This is a genomic window from Gracilibacillus boraciitolerans JCM 21714, assembly GCF_000521485.1.
GTDB lineage: Bacteria > Bacillota > Bacilli > Bacillales > Amphibacillaceae > Gracilibacillus > Gracilibacillus boraciitolerans.
This window is the reverse complement of record NZ_BAVS01000007.1, coordinates 1-20855: the sequence shown is the minus strand read 5'-3', so window position 1 is coordinate 20855 and position 20855 is coordinate 1. Positions and strand designations below refer to the sequence as shown.

The following is a 20855-nucleotide window of genomic DNA, read 5'->3' as shown; positions in this document are numbered from 1 at the left end:
TTATACGTAGTTATATTAATGAGCATAATACATTCGCTACCTTATCTGTATCATGACGTAAGGAATGATTATATTCTTTCACAATATCTTCTTCTATGATTTCTAATCCCATACCTCGCAGTTTATCCGTATCATATTGAACAGGTTCAGCATTTTCCTCGGCATAAACCATTTGCACATCACGAGCTATCGATTTATTATGCATCACAATAGCCTGAATGCAATCTGTCCCAATATGATCTGTGATCGCCTGGACATGGTCAGCTGCAGTGTATTGATTGGTCTCTCCGGCTTGCGTCATCACATTACAAACATAGACAACTTTAGCTTGTGTATGACGTAACGCCTCGCCAATTTGCGGCACAATTAAATTAGGGAGTGTGCTCGTATATAAACTGCCTGGTGCTATCACAACAAGATCTGCATCGTGAATAGCTGCTACTGATTCAGGTAATGGCAGAACAGGATTAGGCTTTAAAAATACACGTTTTATTCGTTTATTAGCTTTTGGAATATTTGATTCCCCCCCTACAATAATTGTGCCATCTTCATATTCTGCATGCAAAAACATATTTTGATTTGCTATAGGATAAATGTTCCCTTTTACATTTAACACGCGGGAGATTTCTTTTATACCTGTATAAAAATCGCCTGTTACAGATGTCATGGCGGCTAATAATAAATTTCCCATTGAATGACCAGTCAAGCCGTTCCCTTTAGTGAAACGGTGTTGGAAGAGTTCCATTAACATCGGCTCCACATCAGATAGGGCAGCAATCACATTTCTTATATCACCAGGTGCAGGCATTTCCATTTCTGATCGTAATCGCCCTGAGCTGCCGCCATCATCAGCAACGGTAACAATGGCAGACAAATCAATACTATGTTGCTTTAGTCCTCGCAGTAAAACAGGCATACCTGTTCCACCACCAATGACAACTATTTTTTTTCTCTCTGACTTTACCATCTATTTATTCCTTTCGTTTCTCAATATCACGATGACTGACATGTGTAATATAATTTTTTTGAAATTGCTTGGCTAAATGTTCTGCAATAGCTACAGAGCGATGTTGACCACCCGTACAGCCAATTGCAATTACTAGCTGGGTTTTTCCTTCGCGTTTATATTGCGGCAGTAAAAAGTGTAAAAGATCCGTTGTTTTTTCCAGGAATTTCTGTGTATCTGACCATTTAAAAACATAGGATGATACTTCAGCATTCAAACCGGTTAACGGACGCATTTGTTCCACATAATGTGGATTTGGTAAAAAACGGACATCAAATACTAAATCGGCATCAATTGGCAATCCATATTTAAAACCGAAGGAAACTGCATGGACAGAGAAAATTTCCTGATCTTTTTTACTGTAACGCTGAACAATCTCCTCACGTAATTCTTTTGGCTTTAACTTAGAAGTATCAATAAAATGCTGAGAACGCCTCTTAATTCATCTAAGATTTTTCTTTCTGCATGGATACCTTCTAATGGCAATCCATCTTGTGCCAGTGGATGTGAGCGTCTTGTCTCTTTATAACGTGAAACTAGTACATGATCATTTGCATCTAAAAATAAAATATGCTCGTCTAACCACTCTTCTTGCCCTAGTGCATCCAATGCTTCAAACAAAGTTTCGAAAAACTCACGACCTCTTAAGTCCATTACCAGTGCTACTTTTTGAATATCATTAGTAGCATCCTTCATCAGTTCGAGAAATTTTGGTAAGAGTGCGGGTGGAAGGTTATCTACACAATAATATCCTAAATCTTCAAAGCTCTGAACCGCTACAGTTTTGCCTGCACCTGACATTCCGGTAATAATTACTAATTTAATTTCTTCCGATTGTCGCCCCCCCATTGTTTAAACACTCCCCCCCTCAATCATTTATATATAAGTATTTTATCATTATATCACCATTATACACAGACTCATTAACCTCTACCATAAAAAAAAATTGGCATAGGTATGGAAACCTATGCGTCAACTATATATTTATTTAAAAGGGGGGTCAATTAGTTAATTACATTGTATCGCATTTATATTTCGTCCGTGTTACAGCCACGTTAATTTCTATTTACGCGTAGATGTCGAAATGATTACAAGACTAGCTAGGTGTACTAACTGTTTCTTTTAAGTTCTCAATATATGTTTGGGCTGCTTGTGCTGCAATACTTCCATCGCCTGTTGCAGTAACAATTTGACGTAATTCTTTATCTCGAATATCTCCTGCAGCAAAAACACCTGGTACATTTGTTTCCATATTTTCATTTGTTGGAATATATCCTTCTTCATTGGTAATACCTAGCGATTTAAATGGCTCACTTAAGGGTACCATTCCTACATAAATAAACGTCCCATCTATCTCATGTTCATATTCTATATCCGATTTTTTATCAAAAAGTGTAACACTTCCGACTTTACCATCTTTTCCATTAATCGATTTTACGATCGTACTCCAGATAAATTCAATTTTTTCATTCTTAAAGGCTCGATCCTGAAGAATTTTTTGGGCACGAAGTTCATCCCGGCGATGAACAATTGTCACTTTTTTTGCAAACCTTGTTAGATAGACGCCTTCTTCGACTGCAGAGTCTCCACCACCAACAACAATTAATTCTTTATTTTTAAAGAATGCACCATCACATACTGCACAATACGAAACACCACGGCCACTAAGCTCTTCTTCACCAGGTACGCCTAATTTCTTATATTGGGCACCTGTTGTAATAATTAAAGCTTTTGTTTTATATTCCTTTGCGCCTGCAATGACTGTTTTATAGTCACCATGATCCATTACTTCTTTAATATCCCCGTAAGCATATTGCGCACCAAATTTCTTCGAGTGTTCAAACATTTTAGTCGATAGATCAGGCCCAAGAATATGTTCATAACCTGGATAGTTTTCGACATCTTCCGTATTGGCCATTTGACCACCAGGTATGCCTCTTTCAAGCATTAATGTATCTAAATTTGCACGTGACGTGTAAACTGCAGCCGTTAAACCAGCCGGACCAGCACCTGCAATAATAACATCGTATATTTTTTCATCTGTCATGGGTTTCATCCTTTCTCTATATTTTAAATTCATTATCATACGTACAGTAAAAAAGATCTACTATTCTGCTCATTTACTTTGTGCCCAGGGTGGTGATTGAACCGACAATATACTATGCTGTTTACAGCCTTCATTCCATAGTCGAAAGGCTGACTCTTCCATTCCTAAATAATATTGGCATGTACTATACCATCTGTAATAGGAAGGATGGCCTTTCAGTTTTGATTTACGCAACATTTTAAAACGATCCATTGCTTTTTCATATAAGCCAATTTGGGCAAAAGTAACCGCAATTCGCAATTTTTGTTGCTCGTGTATGGGATAAATATTAACAAGCATATCTGTATAATATTTGCTAACTTCCTTATTACCCTTAAGTGTATAAAAAATGGCTAGATTCGTAAAACTGAATAATGCATCCGGATGCTCTTTTAAGTACTTTTCTTCATTAGCAATCGCTTCTTCTCTTTCCCCCCCAATAAAAAACGTGGCATAATGATATTCATGACGTGCCTGTGAGAATTCAGGATATAAAGCGATCATCTCCTCTAAGACCGCAATTGCTTCTACCCATTCTTCCCGCTCTAAATGATAAAAAGCCGTTTCCTGATAAACTAGAAGATCATCCTCTTCTTCAAATATCCAGTCCTCATCGTCTTCTTCATCACTAAAATCCAAAAGTTCCAGAAGTTCTTCTGCTTCTTGATGAAATTCACCGTTATCTCCTTTTTCCAGATATAGTTGTGCATATTTGGTTGCATCCTGAAGCAAGCCTAAATGAGCATAGTTATTTGCAATTAAATAATAGCAATCTATATATTCATCTCCATATTTGGACAGAACTTTTGTTAACATTTGATTTGCTATATGATAGGAACCTATTTCGGTGTATACAATCGAAGTTTGGCACTGATATAATGGATTTTCCGGTTTTTCCGATAATGCCTTTTGCAACCACTTCAAGGAGAGGTCAAATTTTTGTTTCTGATAGGCTTCAACACCTTTTTTAAAATAAAAATCCCCCCCTTCAGGAATGAAAGGTATGATATTTCCTTCTATTTGATTTAAATTTTGCACGTCAATAATTCCCCCCCTCCCATTCTTTTTCACTTACATATATTTTACATTTTTATTTTTTTTAAAATACGGCGACTTTAGCATTATAACACACTTTTATCACAATGTAAGACCTAATTCATCACATGATTATGGTATCGATTTAAAATATAGTATGAACACCTTTAAAGCGTTGTTCAATAGGAATAACAAAAAGATATTTGTTTGTTAATTTTAGATCCTTTTAAAATAACTGCTTATAAATCAGAGTAAAAAGCTTAAGAATAAGACTCCATAAGAAGTGATTTTGACTTCTCAGGAGTCTTAAATTTGGCCTGCGAAAAGTAAAATATTTGGAATCTGCTAATACTTAACAAAATTTCCTGCAATTTATTGCTAAGTTTGCTATTTTCCTTTTGATAAAAACATATCCTTTTGATTACGTTCGATCATTTCTTCATTTGTAAAAATTATTCTCATCGGATTTCCAGCAACGAAAGTGCCAGGTGCTACATCTTTATGGACGACAGTGCCTGCAGCGACCACCGCTTTATTTCCGATAGTTACTCCAGGTAAAATAGTACTATTAGTGCCGATCATCACTTCATCTCCAATGATAACATCCCCCTATGCGATACTCCTTTATTAAATATTCGTGAGCCAAAATCGTGGAATTATAGCCTATTACCGTATTTTTACCAATATGAATTTTCTCTGGAAACATGATGTCTACCATCACCATCAAGGCAAATGCCGTATGTTGTCCCACTTCCATTCGTAAGAAGGACCGATACATCCAGTTTTTTAGTTTTAAGAATGGAGTATACCTTGCTAACTGTATGATCATAAAATTTTTAACCACTTTCCAAAAAGGCACGGTCTTATATATATGCCATAAACTGTTCGCATCTTGAACTCGATAACGATCGGTTTTTCGCATGTTATTTCACTCCAACAATTTCTAATAAATCACTCATTTTTTCAAGCATATAATTCGGGTCATGTGCTTCTAAGGTTTTTCTTCCCTTAATGGTCCAAGCAACACCTGCAGTTTGTACACCTGCATTATGGCCAGCTTCGATATCATGATAATTGTCTCCAACCATTATAGTTGTCATCGGATTAGCTTTCAGTAGCTCAATTGCTTTTAATATTGGTTCTGGATGAGGCTTCGCGTGTTCGACATCATCTAAACCGATAAGTACATCAAACAATTGATCCATTCCCGTTATTTTTAAACCTAACTTAGCCGTGTCCGTCAATTTTGTCGTAACAATTCCTAATTGAAATCCTTTGTCCTTTAACGTTTTAATGGTCTCCACCACTGTCGGGAATGCTGTCACATATTTTTCATGATTTTCATAATTATGCTTGCGGTACGTTGCAATCATTTCTTCTACATTGTCCACATTAACCTTTTTTAAACTATCGGTTAATGGTGGACCAATAAAATCCATTATTTCTTCTCTTGTATATGGACGATCACCATATTTTTCAACCGTATGTGTAAACGAAGCGATAATTAACTCATTCGTATCGATTAATGTTCCGTCTAAATCAAATAATATAGTTTCTATTTTCATTTCACAACCTCCAAATTCACAAGAAACAAGCTTTTGCCATGAAGCAAAAGCTCTGATATCTTATTTTTTCTTATTTTGTGTTATTTTTTTACCTTGATACGTATGATCAGCCAGACCTTTTTTGCGTCGATATATCATCATAATAACTGCACCAATTATAAGTATAATCGAAATAAATTGTGCCGTTCGTAATTCTCCAACAATATATAGGCTATCGGTTCTCATTCCTTCGATAAAGTAACGACCAAAAGAATACCAGATTACATATGTTAAGAACATGTCACCACGTCGAAGTGGATATTTACGTAATATTAATAATAATATAAATCCAGCAATATTCCAAACTGATTCATATAAAAATGTTGGATGATACATGGTCCCTTCAATACACATCTGATTCATAATAAAGTCAGGTAAGTATTGATAAAAACTTTGATAAGTAGCTTCACTAATGGGGCCGCCATGTGCTTCCTGATTCATAAAATTACCCCCCCAGCGACCGATTGCTTGTCCTAAAATAAGACTAGGAGCAACTATATCAGCAATTTGCCAAAAGGATAATTTTTTCACTCTAGTAAACACAATTGCAGTAATGACAGAGCCAATTAATGCCCCCCCATGGATCGCTATCCCACCTTCCCAGACGGCAAAGACTTTCCACCATGGCTCGCCAACATAACGATCCCATTCAAAAATAACGTAATAAATACGTGCTGATAAAATAGCGATTGGTATAGCAAACACTACTAAGTCAACGATATAATCTTTTTTAACACCTAACCGATCTGCTTCCATTGTCGCAATCCATAACGCAAGAAAAGCGCCGGATGCAATTATCACACCATACCAATAAATCGATAATGGACCAAGCTGCAAGAATATTGGATCAAGAGCTGGAGCATCACATGCCATATTTTATTCCTCCGATCTTCCACATCTTCTATTAATCTATATCAAGATCTGTTTCAAAATCAGTTTCTTCTTGCTCTCCACTTTGGATCATTTTTGATAGTCGCTGTGAAAATTCCTCTGCCGCATTCACACCCATTCGTTTTAAACGGAAGTTCATTGCAGCCACTTCGATAATGACAGCTAAGTTACGACCAGGTCGTACAGGTAATGTCGCCTTTTGTATGTTAACATCGATAATTTTCATTGTTTCTTCTTCTAATCCGAGACGATCATACTGCTTTTTTTGATCCCAGGTTTCCAGATTGATCACAAGCGATATCCGTTTGTGGGAACGTACAGAACCTGCACCGAATAGTGTCATCACATTAATAATCCCTAACCCTCTAATTTCCAAGAGGTGTTCAATCAATGGTGGTGAGGAGCCAATTAAGCGGTCGTAATCCTCTTGACGGATCTCGACACTATCATCTGCAACAAGTCTATGACCTCTTTTAACTAGCTCTAAGGCTGTCTCACTTTTACCAACACCACTTTGACCTGTTATCAGAACACCAATACCATAAACATCTACCAACACTCCATGCACTGCTGTAAATGGGGCAAATTTAGCTTCAAGAAAATTAGTGATTCTGCTAATCACACGTGTTGTTTTATAGGGCGATCGCATTAATGGTACACCAGATCTTTCACAGGCTTCGACAAGTTCTTCTGGCACTTCCATATCACGCGTAACGACAATCCCTGGAGTAATGTCTGTACAGAGCTGATCCGAGCGATCTTTTTTTTCTTCTTGTGTTAGTTCGGAAAAATAAGATAATTCCGTCTTCCCTAATAACTGTAAACGATCTTTCGGATAGTATTTAAAATAACCTGTTAATTCAATCCCTGGACGTGATACTTCACTCATAAATATCTCACGGTGCACACCTTCAGCACCAGCTATTAGTTCAATTTTAAAGCGATTCATTAAATCTTGCGTGCGCACTTTTGCCATCACTAAGCCCCCTATTCGCATCACTTCTTTTTATATTCATGTCGTTACTATTGTAGCACTTTTTAATATGGATAGTACAGATTTATCCAAAAAATATACGGTGTATTTCTGCTTAATCTCACAAAAATATATTTACTAAAAAACCGCTATGTGGGTACATAACGGTTTAGTCTTTAATTATTTTGTTGATAACCAGATTCATTAGAGAGAAAAGTACCGCAGTGATAATCGCTATGCCGAAGCCTTCGATCACAAAATTATCTCCTAATAAAGCTTGTGTAAACCACAATGTGATACCATTGATAACGAATAAAAATAATCCTAACGTTAAGACAGTAATGGGCAATGTAAGCACAACTAATATAGGTTTCACAATAGCATTCAATACAGCAAGAATCACACTTGCAATAAGTGCTACAGCAAATCCGTCAATCATAAATCCATCAAAAAATAATCAATTAACATTAAAGCGAGTGCATTAAATATAAGTGATAATATCCACCGCATTTTTATTCAACTCCTTTTTGGGGGGGATGATCAAGGCTGCTGCTACATAAAAAAATCATGATGCACTAATATTTCCACGTATAAAATGACTCCATTCCTAACCACTGTTTAGCTGCTTCTTTTACATCTACTGATTCCTGGCTTATTTTAGCAAGCATGCCATCTGCCTGTGATTTATGTGCCATTATCGTTTCGAACTTCTTATGAAAAACAGCTCCTACATCATTGTTAATATCCGGTTCTCCTAACTCCTCTGTATGAGTTCTGCTGATGGCTTGAGCCCACACGGTTGGACGATTCTCTGCTGGGAATTTTTCTACAGCTTTAATTGCTGCAGCGCCAAACGCATCATGGTCTGGATGGACGGCATGTCCGGGGTAATGGGTAATCACCAATGATGGTTGAATCCGATTTAGATACGTAAATAAATGGTCCGCAACCTCTTCTGTTGATTCAAATTCTAATGTTTTATCTCGATAACCAAGCATTTCTAATTGAATATCCATTACATGACATGCTTTGATAAGCTCTTCTTTTCTGATTTCTGGTAACGTTTCTCTATTCGCAAATGTTGGGTTTCCCATATTCCGACCCATTTCGCCTAACGTTCCACACAGATATGTAACAGGGATACCCTTTTCTCTAAATCCAGAGATCGTACCCGCTGCACCAAATGCTTCATCATCTGGATGAGGATAGATTACTACTACATGTTCAGTCACAATTATTCCTCCTTTTTTCTTAATAATTAAATGGTGTTTCGCTTATTTGTAAGGCTACCATTAAACGTCCTTCGCGGTCATGACCAGCCATCAATAATCTATTTTTATCGTCCACTTCAAATTGATTCACACCTTCTGCGTAAATCCAGCCAATATCTAATTTAAGTCCAACGCGATACGTCGCACCAGCACCAACTATTTTACCACGCTGATAATTCACCTTAGCATTTCGGATAAACGCGCCGACATTGTAGGCATCTTGATTAAAATGACTAGCATATGCGCCATTTGTTGTCTCCAAATGTACGTAAACATCTTTATTGGCATGTTGATCAATAATTCTTTGGAGTTGATTGATTTCAATTGCTTCCATAAGTGTGGCCTCCTCTTTCTACATTCCTTATTATTTTAGCATAGTATGAAACGGCGTGCCTGCATGAAAGTTTACGCAACGGTATTGAAAATACTTTTTTATAGATTCAATTGGTATTTAGCTCTCCGTATGCAGACTTTCGACCTTTTCATCAAAAAATGACTGCCCGGTATTGGACAGTCATCTCACTTAGTTGCCTATTTTTGCTTCCATTCGTTTTATATCACGTTCTAAGATTGGTTTGAGATATCTTCCTGTATGAGATTCTTTTACTTCTGCTACCTCTTCTGGTGTCCCGGTAGCAACGACCATACCGCCACCATCACCACCTTCAGGACCAAGATCAATAATATAATCAGACGCTTTGATTACATCTAAATTGTGTTCGATCACAAGTACCGTATCACCATTGTCGACGAGACGCTGAATGACAGCTAATAATCGGGATATATCATCGATATGCAAGCCTGTGGTTGGCTCATCCAGAATGTAAAGTGATTTTCCATCAGATCGGCGATGTAACTCACTTGCTAATTTTACACGTTGCGCTTCTCCACCAGATAGAGTTGTAGCAGGCTGACCAAGTCGTACATAACCTAAACCTACATCCATAATCGTTGCTAGTTTCCGTTTGATTTTCGGAATGTTTTCAAAAAAGGATAAGGCTTCTTCAATCGTCAAATTTAATACATCCGCAATATTCTTGCCTTTATATTTCACATCCAGTGTTTCACGATTATAACGTTTGCCATCACAGACCTCACAAGGGACATACACATCTGGTAAAAAGTGCATTTCAATCTTAATAATTCCATCACCTCGACATGCTTCACAACGACCACCTTTCACATTAAAACTGAAGCGTCCTTTCTTATATCCACGCACTTTTGCTTCATTGGTCTGAGCAAATACATCACGAATATCATCGAAAACTCCTGTATATGTCGCAGGATTGGACCTGGGTGTTCTGCCGATTGGCGATTGATCGATATCAATAACTTTTTCTAAATGTTCGATCCCCTTAATCTCTTTGTGCTTTCCTGGCCTTTGTTTCGCGCGATGGAGTTTAGCTGCAAGGCTCTTGTGCAAAATTCCGTTAATTAGACTGCTTTTACCTGATCCAGATACACCTGTTATCGCTGTGTAAATACCAATTGGAATTTTCACATCTACATTCTTTAAGTTGTTTTCATCTGCACCAATAATCTCAATATAACGGCCATCCGGTTGATGGCGAGTTGCTGGTACTGGAATAAATTTTTCACCGGACAGGTACTGACCTGTTAGCGATTTTTTCTTTTTCATTACTTGAGCCGGAGTACCCTGGGCTACAATTTCACCACCATGCTCTCCTGCTCCAGGACCAATATCGATTAAATAATCAGCCGCTAGCATTGTATCCTCATCATGCTCAACAACAATCAGGGTGTTCCCTAAATCACGCATTCTTTGTAATGTTTGAATCAGTCGGTCATTATCACGTTGATGAAGACCTATTGATGGTTCATCTAATACATACAACACACCTGTTAGAGCTGAACCGATTTGGGTCGCTAACCTGATACGCTGAGCTTCTCCACCAGATAAAGATCCCGCACCACGTGATAACGTTAAATAATCTAACCCAACATTATTCAAAAACATTAAGCGATCGTCTAACTCCCTTACAATCATCGCTGCGATCTGTTTTTCTTTTTCTGTTAAAGCTAAATTGACAAAAAAGTTATTCGCTTCTGTTACAGACATTGCGGTTACCTGACCAATATGCAAATCATTCACTTTTACAGATAAAGCTTCTTCATTTAAACGATATCCATTACAGGCAGGACAATCTTTATTTAACATATATTTTTCCATCTGTTCACGGATAAAATCAGAGGATGTTTCTCGGTAACGACGAGCAATGTTATGGAGAACTCCTTCAAAGAAAATATCTGTGTCCCTTATCATTCCATAATCATTTTCATAACGAAAATGAATTTTTTCCTTGCCACTGCCAAATAAAAGCTTATCCAGTTCTTTCTTAGCCAAATTCCTGACTGGAATATCCATATCAATATTATAATGTTCACAAACGCTTTTTAGCATTTGCGGATAATACTGAGAACTGATCGGTTCCCATGGGACAATGGCGCCTGATTTAAACTTAAATCTTTATTTGGAATTACTAAATCAACGTCAACTTCTAATTGTGAACCAAGTCCATCACATGTTTTACAAGCACCCCCCCATGGGCTATTGAAAGAGAACAAACGAGGTTCTAATTCATCAATAGAAAAGCCACAAATAGGGCATGCATGATGTTCACTAAAAAGTAATTCTTCTTTGTCGATGATATCAACCATTACTTTCCCGTCACCTAGTTTTAAGGCTGTTTCTAACGAATCGGACAAACGGCCTGATATGCCATCTTTTACAACAATTCGGTCAATTACTACTTCTATGGAGTGTTTTTTATTTTTATCTAACTGAATATCATCATTGATTTCACGTATTTCGCCATCGACCCGCAGACGGATATATCCTTCTTTCTGAAGATCCTCTAATACCTTAGCCTGTGTACCCTTTCTGCCAGAAACGACCGGTGCTAATATTTGTAATTTAGTTCGTTCTGGATAAGCCATGATTCGATCAACCATTTGTTCCACTGTTTGCGAAGTAATTTCTTCCCCATGAATCGGACAAATCGGATGTCCAATTCTGGCAAAAAGTAACCGCATATAGTCATAAATCTCGGTTACAGTCCCTACTGTTGAACGTGGATTACGACTCGTTGTTTTCTGATCAATTGAAATGGCAGGGGGATAAACCTTCTATAGAGTCCACATCTGGTTTATCCATTTGTCCTAAAAACTGACGCGCATATGCGGACAGTGACTCTACATATCGACGCTGTCCTTCTGCGTATATCGTATCAAAAGCTAATGAAGACTTACCAGACCCTGATAAGCCAGTCATCACTACCAATTTGTCTTTAGGAATTTCGATCGAAATATTTTTCAAATTATGTGCCCGTGCGCCTTGTATCGAAATAGTCTTTCTAGCCATAACATTCACCTTTCTGCTTTCAATTCTAAAACAGCATCACGCAATTCTGCTGCCTGTTCGAAATCGAGTTCTCGAGCCGCTTGTTTCATTTCTTTCTCCAATTTCTCGATCAACTTTTCTCTTTCCTGTTTCGACATGTCTTTTACTTTTTTTGCTTTGCTTTGATATTGTTCTTCATCCTCTGCCGCTACCGTTGCACGAATCACATCACGAACTTCCTTCTTAATCGATTGAGGTGTAATACCATGCTTTTCATTATAGGCTTGTTGAATTTCACGACGCCGATACGTTTCATCAATTGCTTTTTCCATCGAATCGGTCATTCTATCAGCATACATGATAACTTTACCTTTTTCATTACGGGCAGCGCGTCCCATGGTTTGTATTAAAGCACGCTCAGAACGTAAGAATCCTTCTTTATCGGCATCCAATATCGTGACAAGTGATACTTCCGGGATATCCAGACCCTCTCTCAAAAGGTTAATACCAACAAGCACATCATATTTCCCGATACGTAAGTCGCGAATAATTTCAATTCGTTCTAACGTTTTTATTTCGGAGTGTAAATAAGCAACTTTTAGACCAACTTCTTTTAAATATCTGTTAGATCTTCCGACATTTTTTTTGTTAACGTGGTTACAAGTATTCTTTCGTTAGTCTCCACCCGTTTATTTATTTCTCCAATTAAGTCATCTACCTGACCATCAATTGGTCTTACCTCTATCTCAGGGTCCAGTAAACCTGTAGGTCGAATTATTTGTTCCGTCATATATGGCGTATGCTCTAATTCATATGCACCAGGTGTCGCTGATACATAGATTAACTGGTTCGCCTTTTTTTCAAACTCATCAAACGTTAACGGACGATTATCGAGAGCGGATGGGAGACGAAAGCCGTGATCGACCAATACCTGTTTACGCGCTTGGTCTCCATTAAACATACCACGAATTTGCGGTAAGGTAACATGGGATTCATCAATAACGATTAAAGAATCATCAGGAAAATAATCTATTAATGTATATGGCGTTGATCCAGGTTCACGTAACGTTAAATGACGTGAATAATTTTCAATGCCTGAACAAAAGCCCATTTCCTCCATCATTTCCAAATCATAATTCGTTCGTTGTTCCAATCGCTGAGCTTCCAGCAATTTATCTTCTTCACGGAATTTTGCTAATTGCTCGTTCAGTTCTGTTTGAATATTTACCATTGCTTTTTTAATTTGTCTTCACCAGTGACAAAGTGTGAAGCCGGAAAAATCGCGATATGTTCACGATCCCCTAAAATTTCTCCTGTTAAGGCATCTACTTCCCGGATACGTTCAATCTCATCTCCAAAGAATTCCACCCTTATACAATGTTCTTCACGAGAGGCGGGGGGGATAATTTCTACGGAGTCACCACGTACGCGAAATGTACCACGCTTAAAATCAATGTCATTCCGGGCATATTGAATGTCGACAAGCCCTCTTAAAAGTTGATCACGATCTTTTTCCATGCCTACTCTTAAAGATAATACTTGATTGCGATATTCTTCCGGTGACCCTAAACCATAAATACACGAAACACTCGCTACAATTAAAACATCATTCCGTTCAAATAATGAGGATGTTGCAGAGTGACGAAGTTTATCAATTTCATCGTTAATACTTGCATCCTTTTCGATAAAAGTATCTGTAGATGGTACATATGCTTCCGGTTGATAATAATCATAATAACTGACAAAATATTCGACTGCATTATTCGGGAAAAATTCTTTAAATTCACTATAAAGTTGACCTGCCAACGTTTTTGTTGTGGGCGATCACTAACGTAGGTTTATTGATTTCTGTCACCACATTAGAAATCGTAAAGGTTTTCCCCGTACCAGTCGCACCCAACAATGTTTGATGGTGTTTATTTTGTTTAAGACCTGCCACTAACTCTTTTATCGCACCTGGTTGATCCCCCTTGTGGTTGGAAAGGGGGGGAATGCAAGGAAAAGGTTTGATGTTCCAAAGTTATTCCTCCGATCATTTTTGCTAAAAACAGTATACACTATATTTTTTAAAAAAGCGAACAAATATTCGTTTTTATAATTTTAGGTTCTTTTTTCATTATAACCAATGTAACGGGGGGGATGGTGAAAAGATATGATGCAGATGATAAAAATAATAGAATGTAATAGATCCACTAAAGTGGGCAGCCGAAGCGGATGATTAACAGTTATAAACATTTACAATGGCCACAAGAGTTATTGTGCATATGATAAAATTAAAAAATCCGAACGAGAACAAATTCATCGGTGAATTCGCATACTCTTTCGGATTTTTTCAACTAACCTATATCCCAATCTTTATGTCGTTTGATCGTATTGATTTACTTCGTATAAATCGATCAAATCTATTTTTGGATGTTTATCGATGAACCATCTTAACGCAAAATCATTTTTAAATAAAACGAGAAATTCTCCTTCTCGATCTTTTACTAATAAATTTCTCTCATCGAATAATTTCGCATCCACTTGTTCCTTTTTAAGCCAACGTGGAATCCGCTCGCCAATTGATTCAAGTAAGACTTCCACATTATATTCATGCTTCATACGATGCTGAAAGACCTCATACTGCAATTGTCCTACTGCTCCAATGATCATCGAATCATATGGATAGCCTCTAAATAACTGAATCGCACCTTCCTGGACTAACTGCTCAATCCCTTTTCTAAATTGCTTTGCCTTCATTACGTTCTTAGCAGTTACGCGTTGGAACATCTCCGGCGGAAATTGCGGCAATTCATCAAATTCAAACGTTTGTTTGCTTTCAACCAGTGTATCCCCCCCAATTCGATAGATACCCGGATCATATATACCAATAATATCCCCCCCTGCATATGCTTCTTCTACCGTATCACGCGATGAAGCAACAAATTGCTGGGTCTGTCCTAATCGAATCGATTTTCCCGTTCTGGCTACATTCACATTCATCCCACGTTCAAATTTACCGGAACAAACTCTTAGAAAGGCAATACGATCACGGTGTTGAGGATTCATATTCGCCTGAATCTTAAAAATAAATCCTGAAAAATCAGGATAAACCGGACTGATTACTTCCTGCGTTGTTCGACGCGGACCTGGTGCAGGAGCCATCGAGATAAACGTATCAAAGAATGTTTGGACACCAAAAGGGGGGGCAAGGGCACTCCCAAAAAATACAGGTGTTTGCTCTCCTTCTAATACACGATCAAGTGAAAATTGATCACCTGCTTCATTCAGTAATGCTAATTCATCCACCGTTTCCTGATAAGTGGGATGCTCCGTTAATTCATCCTCTGACATGTCAGACATCGGAATATAGGTCTCATCTTCATTACCATTATACTTAATGAACTGATCATTATACCGATCCAAAATTCCTAAGAAGCGTTTCCCCATTCCAACAGGCCAGTTCATTGGATAGGTTTCAATATTTAAGACGTCTTCAATTTGATCAAGTAATTCTAGCGGTTCGCGACCCTCCCGGTCCAATTTATTAATGAAAGTAAAAATTGGTATTCCGCGCATTTTACAAACTTTAAACAATTTAATCGTTTGCGCTTCAATCCCTTTTGTTGCATCAATAATCATGACCACACTGTCAACTGCTGTTAATGTTCGATAAGTATCCTCACTGAAATCCTCATGCCCTGGTGTATCAAGAATATTTACTTTATGTCCCTTATATTCAAAATTCATCACACTGGAAGTAACGGAAATTCCACGCTGTTTTTCAATTTCCATCCAATCCGATGTCGCATATTTCCCGGTTTTTTTAGCCTTTACAGTACCAGCAGTACGAATTAAATTACCAAATAACAATAATTTTTCCGTCATGGTTGTTTTCCCTGCATCAGGGTGTGATATAATAGCAAAAGTTTTTCTTTTTTTCACTTCATCCTGTAATCCCATTCTATAACCTACTTTCTAATCTACGTACCTGTTAACGTATCCTATTTTACCACTAAACAATCAGACTGAAAATAAAAAAACTACAGGATGGCATCAAATCTGAAATCTGATATAATATAATGATGGATTCTTTGAATAAGGATGGGATCAATTTGCAGCATATACAAATGACAGAAGAATCGATTCGCCAATTAACTGGTGATCGTTTTTATAAACGAGGTTATAGCTATTATAAGAATGGAAAAGTTTACGGTCTTTCTTATAACCCGGAAAATCATTCTTGGCGAGGACTAGTTAAAGGAACAAAGATATATACAGTCCGCATCTACTTTACAAACGAGATGATGATTGATACAACATGCAACTGTCCGGCATTTGCTACCCATGATACGTGTAAGCATGTTGCAGCAGTTCTGCTAGCCATAACTCAGGATGCTCAATCTAATCGCAAACGGTTTGCTGTCGATCGTAATGCACAACAAGTTTCTGTGCAAGATACCGACCTTTTTGCCAAACAGTTATTATATACATTCCGTGATAAATCGCAACACACTGAATCTCCTCAGGTTGTGGAAACGGAATATATGCTAACCTTAACAAAAGCAAGTAAAAACACGCAATATGCGCTTACGATCGAAGTGAAAATGGGTGATAAACGACCATACGTCATTAGAGATATTCGCGGGTTTTTAAAAGCACTAAATAGTGGGGAATCTTTTAAAATAAACCAAAGTTTCACGTTTTATCCGTCTGTTCATTACTTCACTTCAAAAGACCAGCATATGATCGAAATGCTGTTGACTTGCTATGAGCAGGAGCGCCTGTTTGGTAATAGCTATGTGTTAAAGCTGGAACAACCGCGCAGTATTTATATACCTCCAAGTCTAATTGACCAATTGTTAGACCAATTAGTCGAAATGAATTATATATTTAAGCAGGAATCACAGAAAGAATATCCGTCGATCTCCGTCAGTGAAATGACAGATCAAATTCATTTTCAATTAGATTATCAGCAGCAGAAAAGCTATACACTGGAAATGACAGATCTCTCAGATTATTATTTTTTGGATAGTTATCGTTACGTGATTCATAATAATCATTTTTATAAAATCAACTACCAGCAAAAGCAGATTCTCGAAAAATTATTTCGAATTATGCCCTTTCAAAATAAAAAGAAGCAATATATTTCACCTAGCGAGATGGATGTGTTCGTTAAAAATGTGATGCCTCAATTTGAACAAGTCGGCTCCCTGGAAATGTCGGAGCGAATGGCAAAACAGATTAATACGGATCCATTACAAATAAAAGTTTTTATAGATGAAATAGATGGTTCCTTAAAAGCAGAGGTAGAATACCACTATGGTGATACAATGTTTACCCCCCATTCTCCGATAATGGAACAGGTGAAGAAATCGTAAAACGAGACACGGTTAAAGAGCAGGAAGTAATGCAATTGCTTCGGGATGAAGCATTTATCGAGATGAATCAAGCATTATTTGCTTTTAATGATGATGCGATCTATTCCTTTATTCATGAGGGAGTCTATCAAATCGAACAGGTAGCAAAAGTTTATTTATCAGCTAAAGTGAAACAAATGCTTGAGGGTATTGATCAAATTACATTACAATCAAATGTCGATTATCGCCCATCGGAAGGTATGCTTGATATTGAATTTGACTTGGATGGCATTTCCTCCGAGGAAGTTGCACATATTTTACAGGCACTTATTGAAAAAAAGCGGTATTATCGCATTCCCAATGGTGCTCTCATTCATTTGGAATCTGATGATTTTTCTTCTTTCCAAGCTTTACAGCAAAATCTGCAGCTGTCGAAAAAACAAATGGAGAATGGCGTAATTTCGATTCCGGCTGCCCGAAGTTTTCAGGTGGAAGAAGCATTGAATAAAACAGATTATCGGTACAGTGCTTCTTTTCAACAGATGTTAGAGCAATTAAAACATCCGGAACAATTAAGATTTGAATTACCAACCCAATTAGTTGCAGATATGCGTGACTATCAAGTAACAGGATTTCAGTGGATGAAGGCATTGTCCCATTACCATTTAGGCGGGATCTTAGCAGATGATATGGGGGGGTTAGGGAAAACCCTGCAATCGATTAGCTATATGCTATCAGAGGCGAATGACAAAAAAGAACACTACCAGGCGCTTGTGATTGCACCTGCATCGCTTCTATACAATTGGAAAAAAGAAATAGAAAAATTCTCACCCACGTTATCGTCAGGAGTGATCATCGGTGCAAAGCAATATCGGAGAGAACTACTTGAACAGCATAAGGAAACAAATATCTTAATTACATCTTATCCAACCTTGCGTAAAGACCAAGACTTATACGAAGATCATTTATTTGATTGTATTATTTTAGATGAAGCACAAGTGATTAAAAACCATTTAACTTTAACAGCAAAAGCGGTACGTTCCTTACAAGCTAAGCAATTCTTTGCTTTAAGCGGGACGCCAATCGAAAATGCATTAGATGAACTATGGTCGATATTTTATACAATATCTCCTGGTTTATATGGCAGTAAAAAAGCATTCGGTAATCTTGATCCTAACTATATAGCAAAAATCACAAGACCATTTATTTTACGTCGCGTAAAAAAGATGTACTGGAAGAACTTCCAGATAAAATTGAATCAGTCCAATACTCCGAGCTAACCAAACAGCAAAAAGAAGTATATATTGGCTATTTACAACGAATTCAAAATGAGCTGGATCAAACGATTGAAACAAAAGGATTTGATCGTGGTAAACTGCTAATTTTGGCTGGTCTCACTCGCTTACGACAGATTTGTTGTCATCCCAGTTTATTTTTAGAAAACTATACTGGAGCATCAGGAAAACTGGATCAATTAATGGAATTAACAGGGGAGTTAGAAGCAAACGGAAAACGAACGTTAATCTTTTCTCAATTCTCCAGCATGTTGCAAATCATTCGAAAAACATTAGAGGAAACAGGGCATGAGGTCTTTTATTTAGATGGTTCAACCCCCCCATCTGAGCAACGGATAAAGATGGTTGATTCATTTAACGAAGGGGGGGAACGTAGTTTCTTTTTAATCTCTCTAAAAGCTGGTGGAACAGGTCTTAATCTGACTGGTGCAGACACGGTGATTTTGTATGATTTATGGTGGAATCCTGCTGTGGAAGAACAAGCTGCTGGACGTGCCCATCGAATTGGCCAAAAGAAAGTCGTACAAGTTATCCGCTTTATTACCGAGGGTACAATTGAAGAAAAAATTTATCAATTACAGCAAAAGAAACGTGAGTTAGTAGATCAAATCATTCAGCCAGGTGAAACACTTTTATCTAAATTATCAGAACATGAAATTCGTGAATTATTACAATTTAACGAAAAACAAGAGAGCTAATTTAGCTCTCTTGTTTTAATATTGTATAGGAAGCAGATTCTTTCACAAACAATATTCCTAGTTTATGGTGTTCGCCTTCATATAGAGCTTTTTGCGCAAAACGAATTTCTCCACTTAAATCTTTAATCGATAATTTACAAAAAGCTCGATTATTATTTACTGCATGGTAAAACTCTTCTTCATTATCTACTTTTATACCATTTACTTTGACAATTATTTCTCCCGGAATTAATTCCAATTTATCTGCAGGCGTATCAGGTAGTGTACCAAGCACTACAAGACCATTGCCTGCCGGTTGAAAAATGGGCACGTTTTTCTGTTCCACGTTTCGATAGCTATATTGAACAATCTCTTTCCCTATAAAAGCTGCAGCTAATGCGAACACGGTTAAGATTGGTACGAAATAGCCACCAGCCGCTAATAATAAAACCACAATAGCTAGCACTGCGATGCGCTTACTTAACCACTTCGAAGCATGCTTTGGCAGCATCGATTTCGCCACATATTCAAATCCAAGTACATATGGTATGACGATTAATCCAAAAGAGCTACCTCCCACCTCCAATAACGGCCACCAACTGGCAAATGGTTCAATAAAACCTCCTGGTAATAGCGCTACAAAAGGGACAATAGTTAACTTTTTAATACGATGCTGCCCTAAATATTTACCTCGGCTGCTTTTGACAAGATCTGGAAACGAATCAACATGATGAATTCCTGATAAGTACCATGTCTCCGCTAACAACAGCATTCCTACCAAAAAGGGAATATAGAATAAATCTGTTATATCTAAATTTACTATCCAACTAATCGGCAAATACCCTTCACCATAAACATTAACAAAGTATAGGATGGCAGCAGTTATTGGGAGTACATAGCTTGCCGACAACCAGCTAAATCGATTCGCTATTGCCACTACTAACATGATAAACCCTAGCAATAAGCTAAAAGGTATTGACACCATAAAACCGGACAAAAATGATAGGCCAGATAAAAGAATCCCGAATACAATCGCAATCGACCAGGTGTTTTTTGTTTCATAAAAATAGGGATATACTTTGCTTCCAAAGTTTTTCCGATCCTTCTTTACTCTTCGATACCCGCTGATCAGGATAAATAATAAAAATAAATAAATAAATGGTTGCATAAATACTCGCAGGAATGCTAGTACTATTTCCATCACCCAATCCATACGTCTGCCCCCCCTTCCAAAAACAAAATATCTCTAAATATATGTATATAACTTCTATTATGATCAAAAAACTGTAATTTGGCTACCTATTTTTTCATTTAGTT

General features: G+C 37.4%; 13 protein-coding genes and 5 pseudogenes. 3 read left to right on the top strand and 15 right to left on the bottom strand.

Features of this window, described 5'->3' with window-relative positions:
• Nucleotides 1-10: 10 nt before the first annotated feature.
• From mgfK to JCM21714_RS06525, 14 genes and pseudogenes are all read right to left on the bottom strand, one after another.
• Nucleotides 11-967 (bottom strand): gluconeogenesis morphogenetic factor MgfK, encoded by a 957-nt coding sequence (gene mgfK, locus JCM21714_RS06590; protein ID WP_035722840.1) that lies wholly within the window; start codon nt 965-967, stop codon nt 11-13.
• Nucleotides 968-971: 4 nt separating this feature from the next.
• Nucleotides 972-1855, bottom strand: a pseudogene (gene rapZ, locus JCM21714_RS06585) (RNase adapter RapZ).
• Nucleotides 1856-2102: 247 nt separating this feature from the next.
• The gene (trxB, locus tag JCM21714_RS06580; protein WP_035722837.1) at nt 2103-3053 is read right to left on the bottom strand and encodes a thioredoxin-disulfide reductase; all 951 of its coding nucleotides are present in this window, start codon (nt 3051-3053) and stop codon (nt 2103-2105) included.
• 69 nt (nt 3054-3122) lie between these two features.
• The gene (locus JCM21714_RS06575; protein ID WP_035722836.1) at nt 3123-4130 is read right to left on the bottom strand and encodes a tetratricopeptide repeat protein; all 1008 of its coding nucleotides are present in this window, start codon (nt 4128-4130) and stop codon (nt 3123-3125) included.
• A gap of 384 nt (nt 4131-4514) precedes the next feature.
• Nucleotides 4515-5049: pseudogene (locus JCM21714_RS06570) on the bottom strand (acyltransferase).
• Between the two features lies 1 nt (nt 5050).
• Entirely contained in the window at nt 5051-5692 is a 642-nt protein-coding gene (gene ppaX, locus JCM21714_RS06565; protein ID WP_035722834.1) for a pyrophosphatase PpaX, read from the bottom strand.
• A gap of 60 nt (nt 5693-5752) precedes the next feature.
• Nucleotides 5753-6604: a prolipoprotein diacylglyceryl transferase gene (lgt, locus tag JCM21714_RS06560; RefSeq protein ID WP_035722832.1), complete on the bottom strand. Its 852-nt coding sequence runs from the start codon at nt 6602-6604 to the stop codon at nt 5753-5755.
• Between the two features lie 31 nt (nt 6605-6635).
• Nucleotides 6636-7598: an HPr(Ser) kinase/phosphatase gene (gene hprK / locus JCM21714_RS06555; RefSeq protein ID WP_035722831.1), complete on the bottom strand. Its 963-nt coding sequence runs from the start codon at nt 7596-7598 to the stop codon at nt 6636-6638.
• A gap of 166 nt (nt 7599-7764) precedes the next feature.
• Complete coding sequence (locus JCM21714_RS06550; protein ID WP_369403489.1) at nt 7765-8034, bottom strand: phage holin family protein; 270 nt, start codon at nt 8032-8034, stop codon at nt 7765-7767.
• Nucleotides 8035-8170: 136 nt separating this feature from the next.
• Nucleotides 8171-8827, bottom strand: a complete 657-nt coding sequence (gene bshB2 / locus JCM21714_RS06545; protein WP_035722829.1) for a bacillithiol biosynthesis deacetylase BshB2 — start codon at nt 8825-8827, stop codon at nt 8171-8173.
• A 19-nt stretch (nt 8828-8846) separates the two neighbouring features.
• A complete protein-coding gene (locus JCM21714_RS06540) occupies nt 8847-9200 on the bottom strand; it encodes a YojF family protein (protein ID WP_035722828.1) in 354 nt (117 codons plus the stop codon).
• Nucleotides 9201-9389: 189 nt separating this feature from the next.
• Nucleotides 9390-12248, bottom strand: a pseudogene (gene uvrA, locus JCM21714_RS06535) (excinuclease ABC subunit UvrA).
• A gap of 5 nt (nt 12249-12253) precedes the next feature.
• A pseudogene (uvrB, locus tag JCM21714_RS06530) lies at nt 12254-14263 on the bottom strand (excinuclease ABC subunit UvrB).
• Between the two features lie 319 nt (nt 14264-14582).
• Nucleotides 14583-16169: a peptide chain release factor 3 gene (locus JCM21714_RS06525; RefSeq protein WP_035722827.1), complete on the bottom strand. Its 1587-nt coding sequence runs from the start codon at nt 16167-16169 to the stop codon at nt 14583-14585.
• 152 nt (nt 16170-16321) lie between these two features.
• Here JCM21714_RS06525 and JCM21714_RS21040 point away from each other — a divergent pair, with 152 nt between their 5' ends.
• From JCM21714_RS21040 to JCM21714_RS21030, 3 genes and pseudogenes are all read left to right on the top strand, one after another.
• A complete protein-coding gene (locus JCM21714_RS21040) occupies nt 16322-17587 on the top strand; it encodes an SNF2 helicase associated domain-containing protein (protein WP_235182653.1) in 1266 nt (421 codons plus the stop codon).
• A gap of 29 nt (nt 17588-17616) precedes the next feature.
• Nucleotides 17617-18938: pseudogene (locus JCM21714_RS21035) on the top strand (SNF2-related protein); the annotation flags it as partial.
• A 105-nt stretch (nt 18939-19043) separates the two neighbouring features.
• Complete coding sequence (locus JCM21714_RS21030) at nt 19044-19559, top strand: DEAD/DEAH box helicase (RefSeq protein WP_235182652.1); 516 nt, start codon at nt 19044-19046, stop codon at nt 19557-19559.
• Between the two features lies 1 nt (nt 19560).
• On the opposite strand, the gene JCM21714_RS06515 is transcribed toward JCM21714_RS21030, so the two are convergent.
• Nucleotides 19561-20751, bottom strand: coding sequence for a PDZ domain-containing protein (locus JCM21714_RS06515; RefSeq protein WP_035722825.1), 1191 nt, complete (start codon nt 20749-20751; stop codon nt 19561-19563).
• Between the last annotated feature and the right edge of the window lie 104 nt (nt 20752-20855).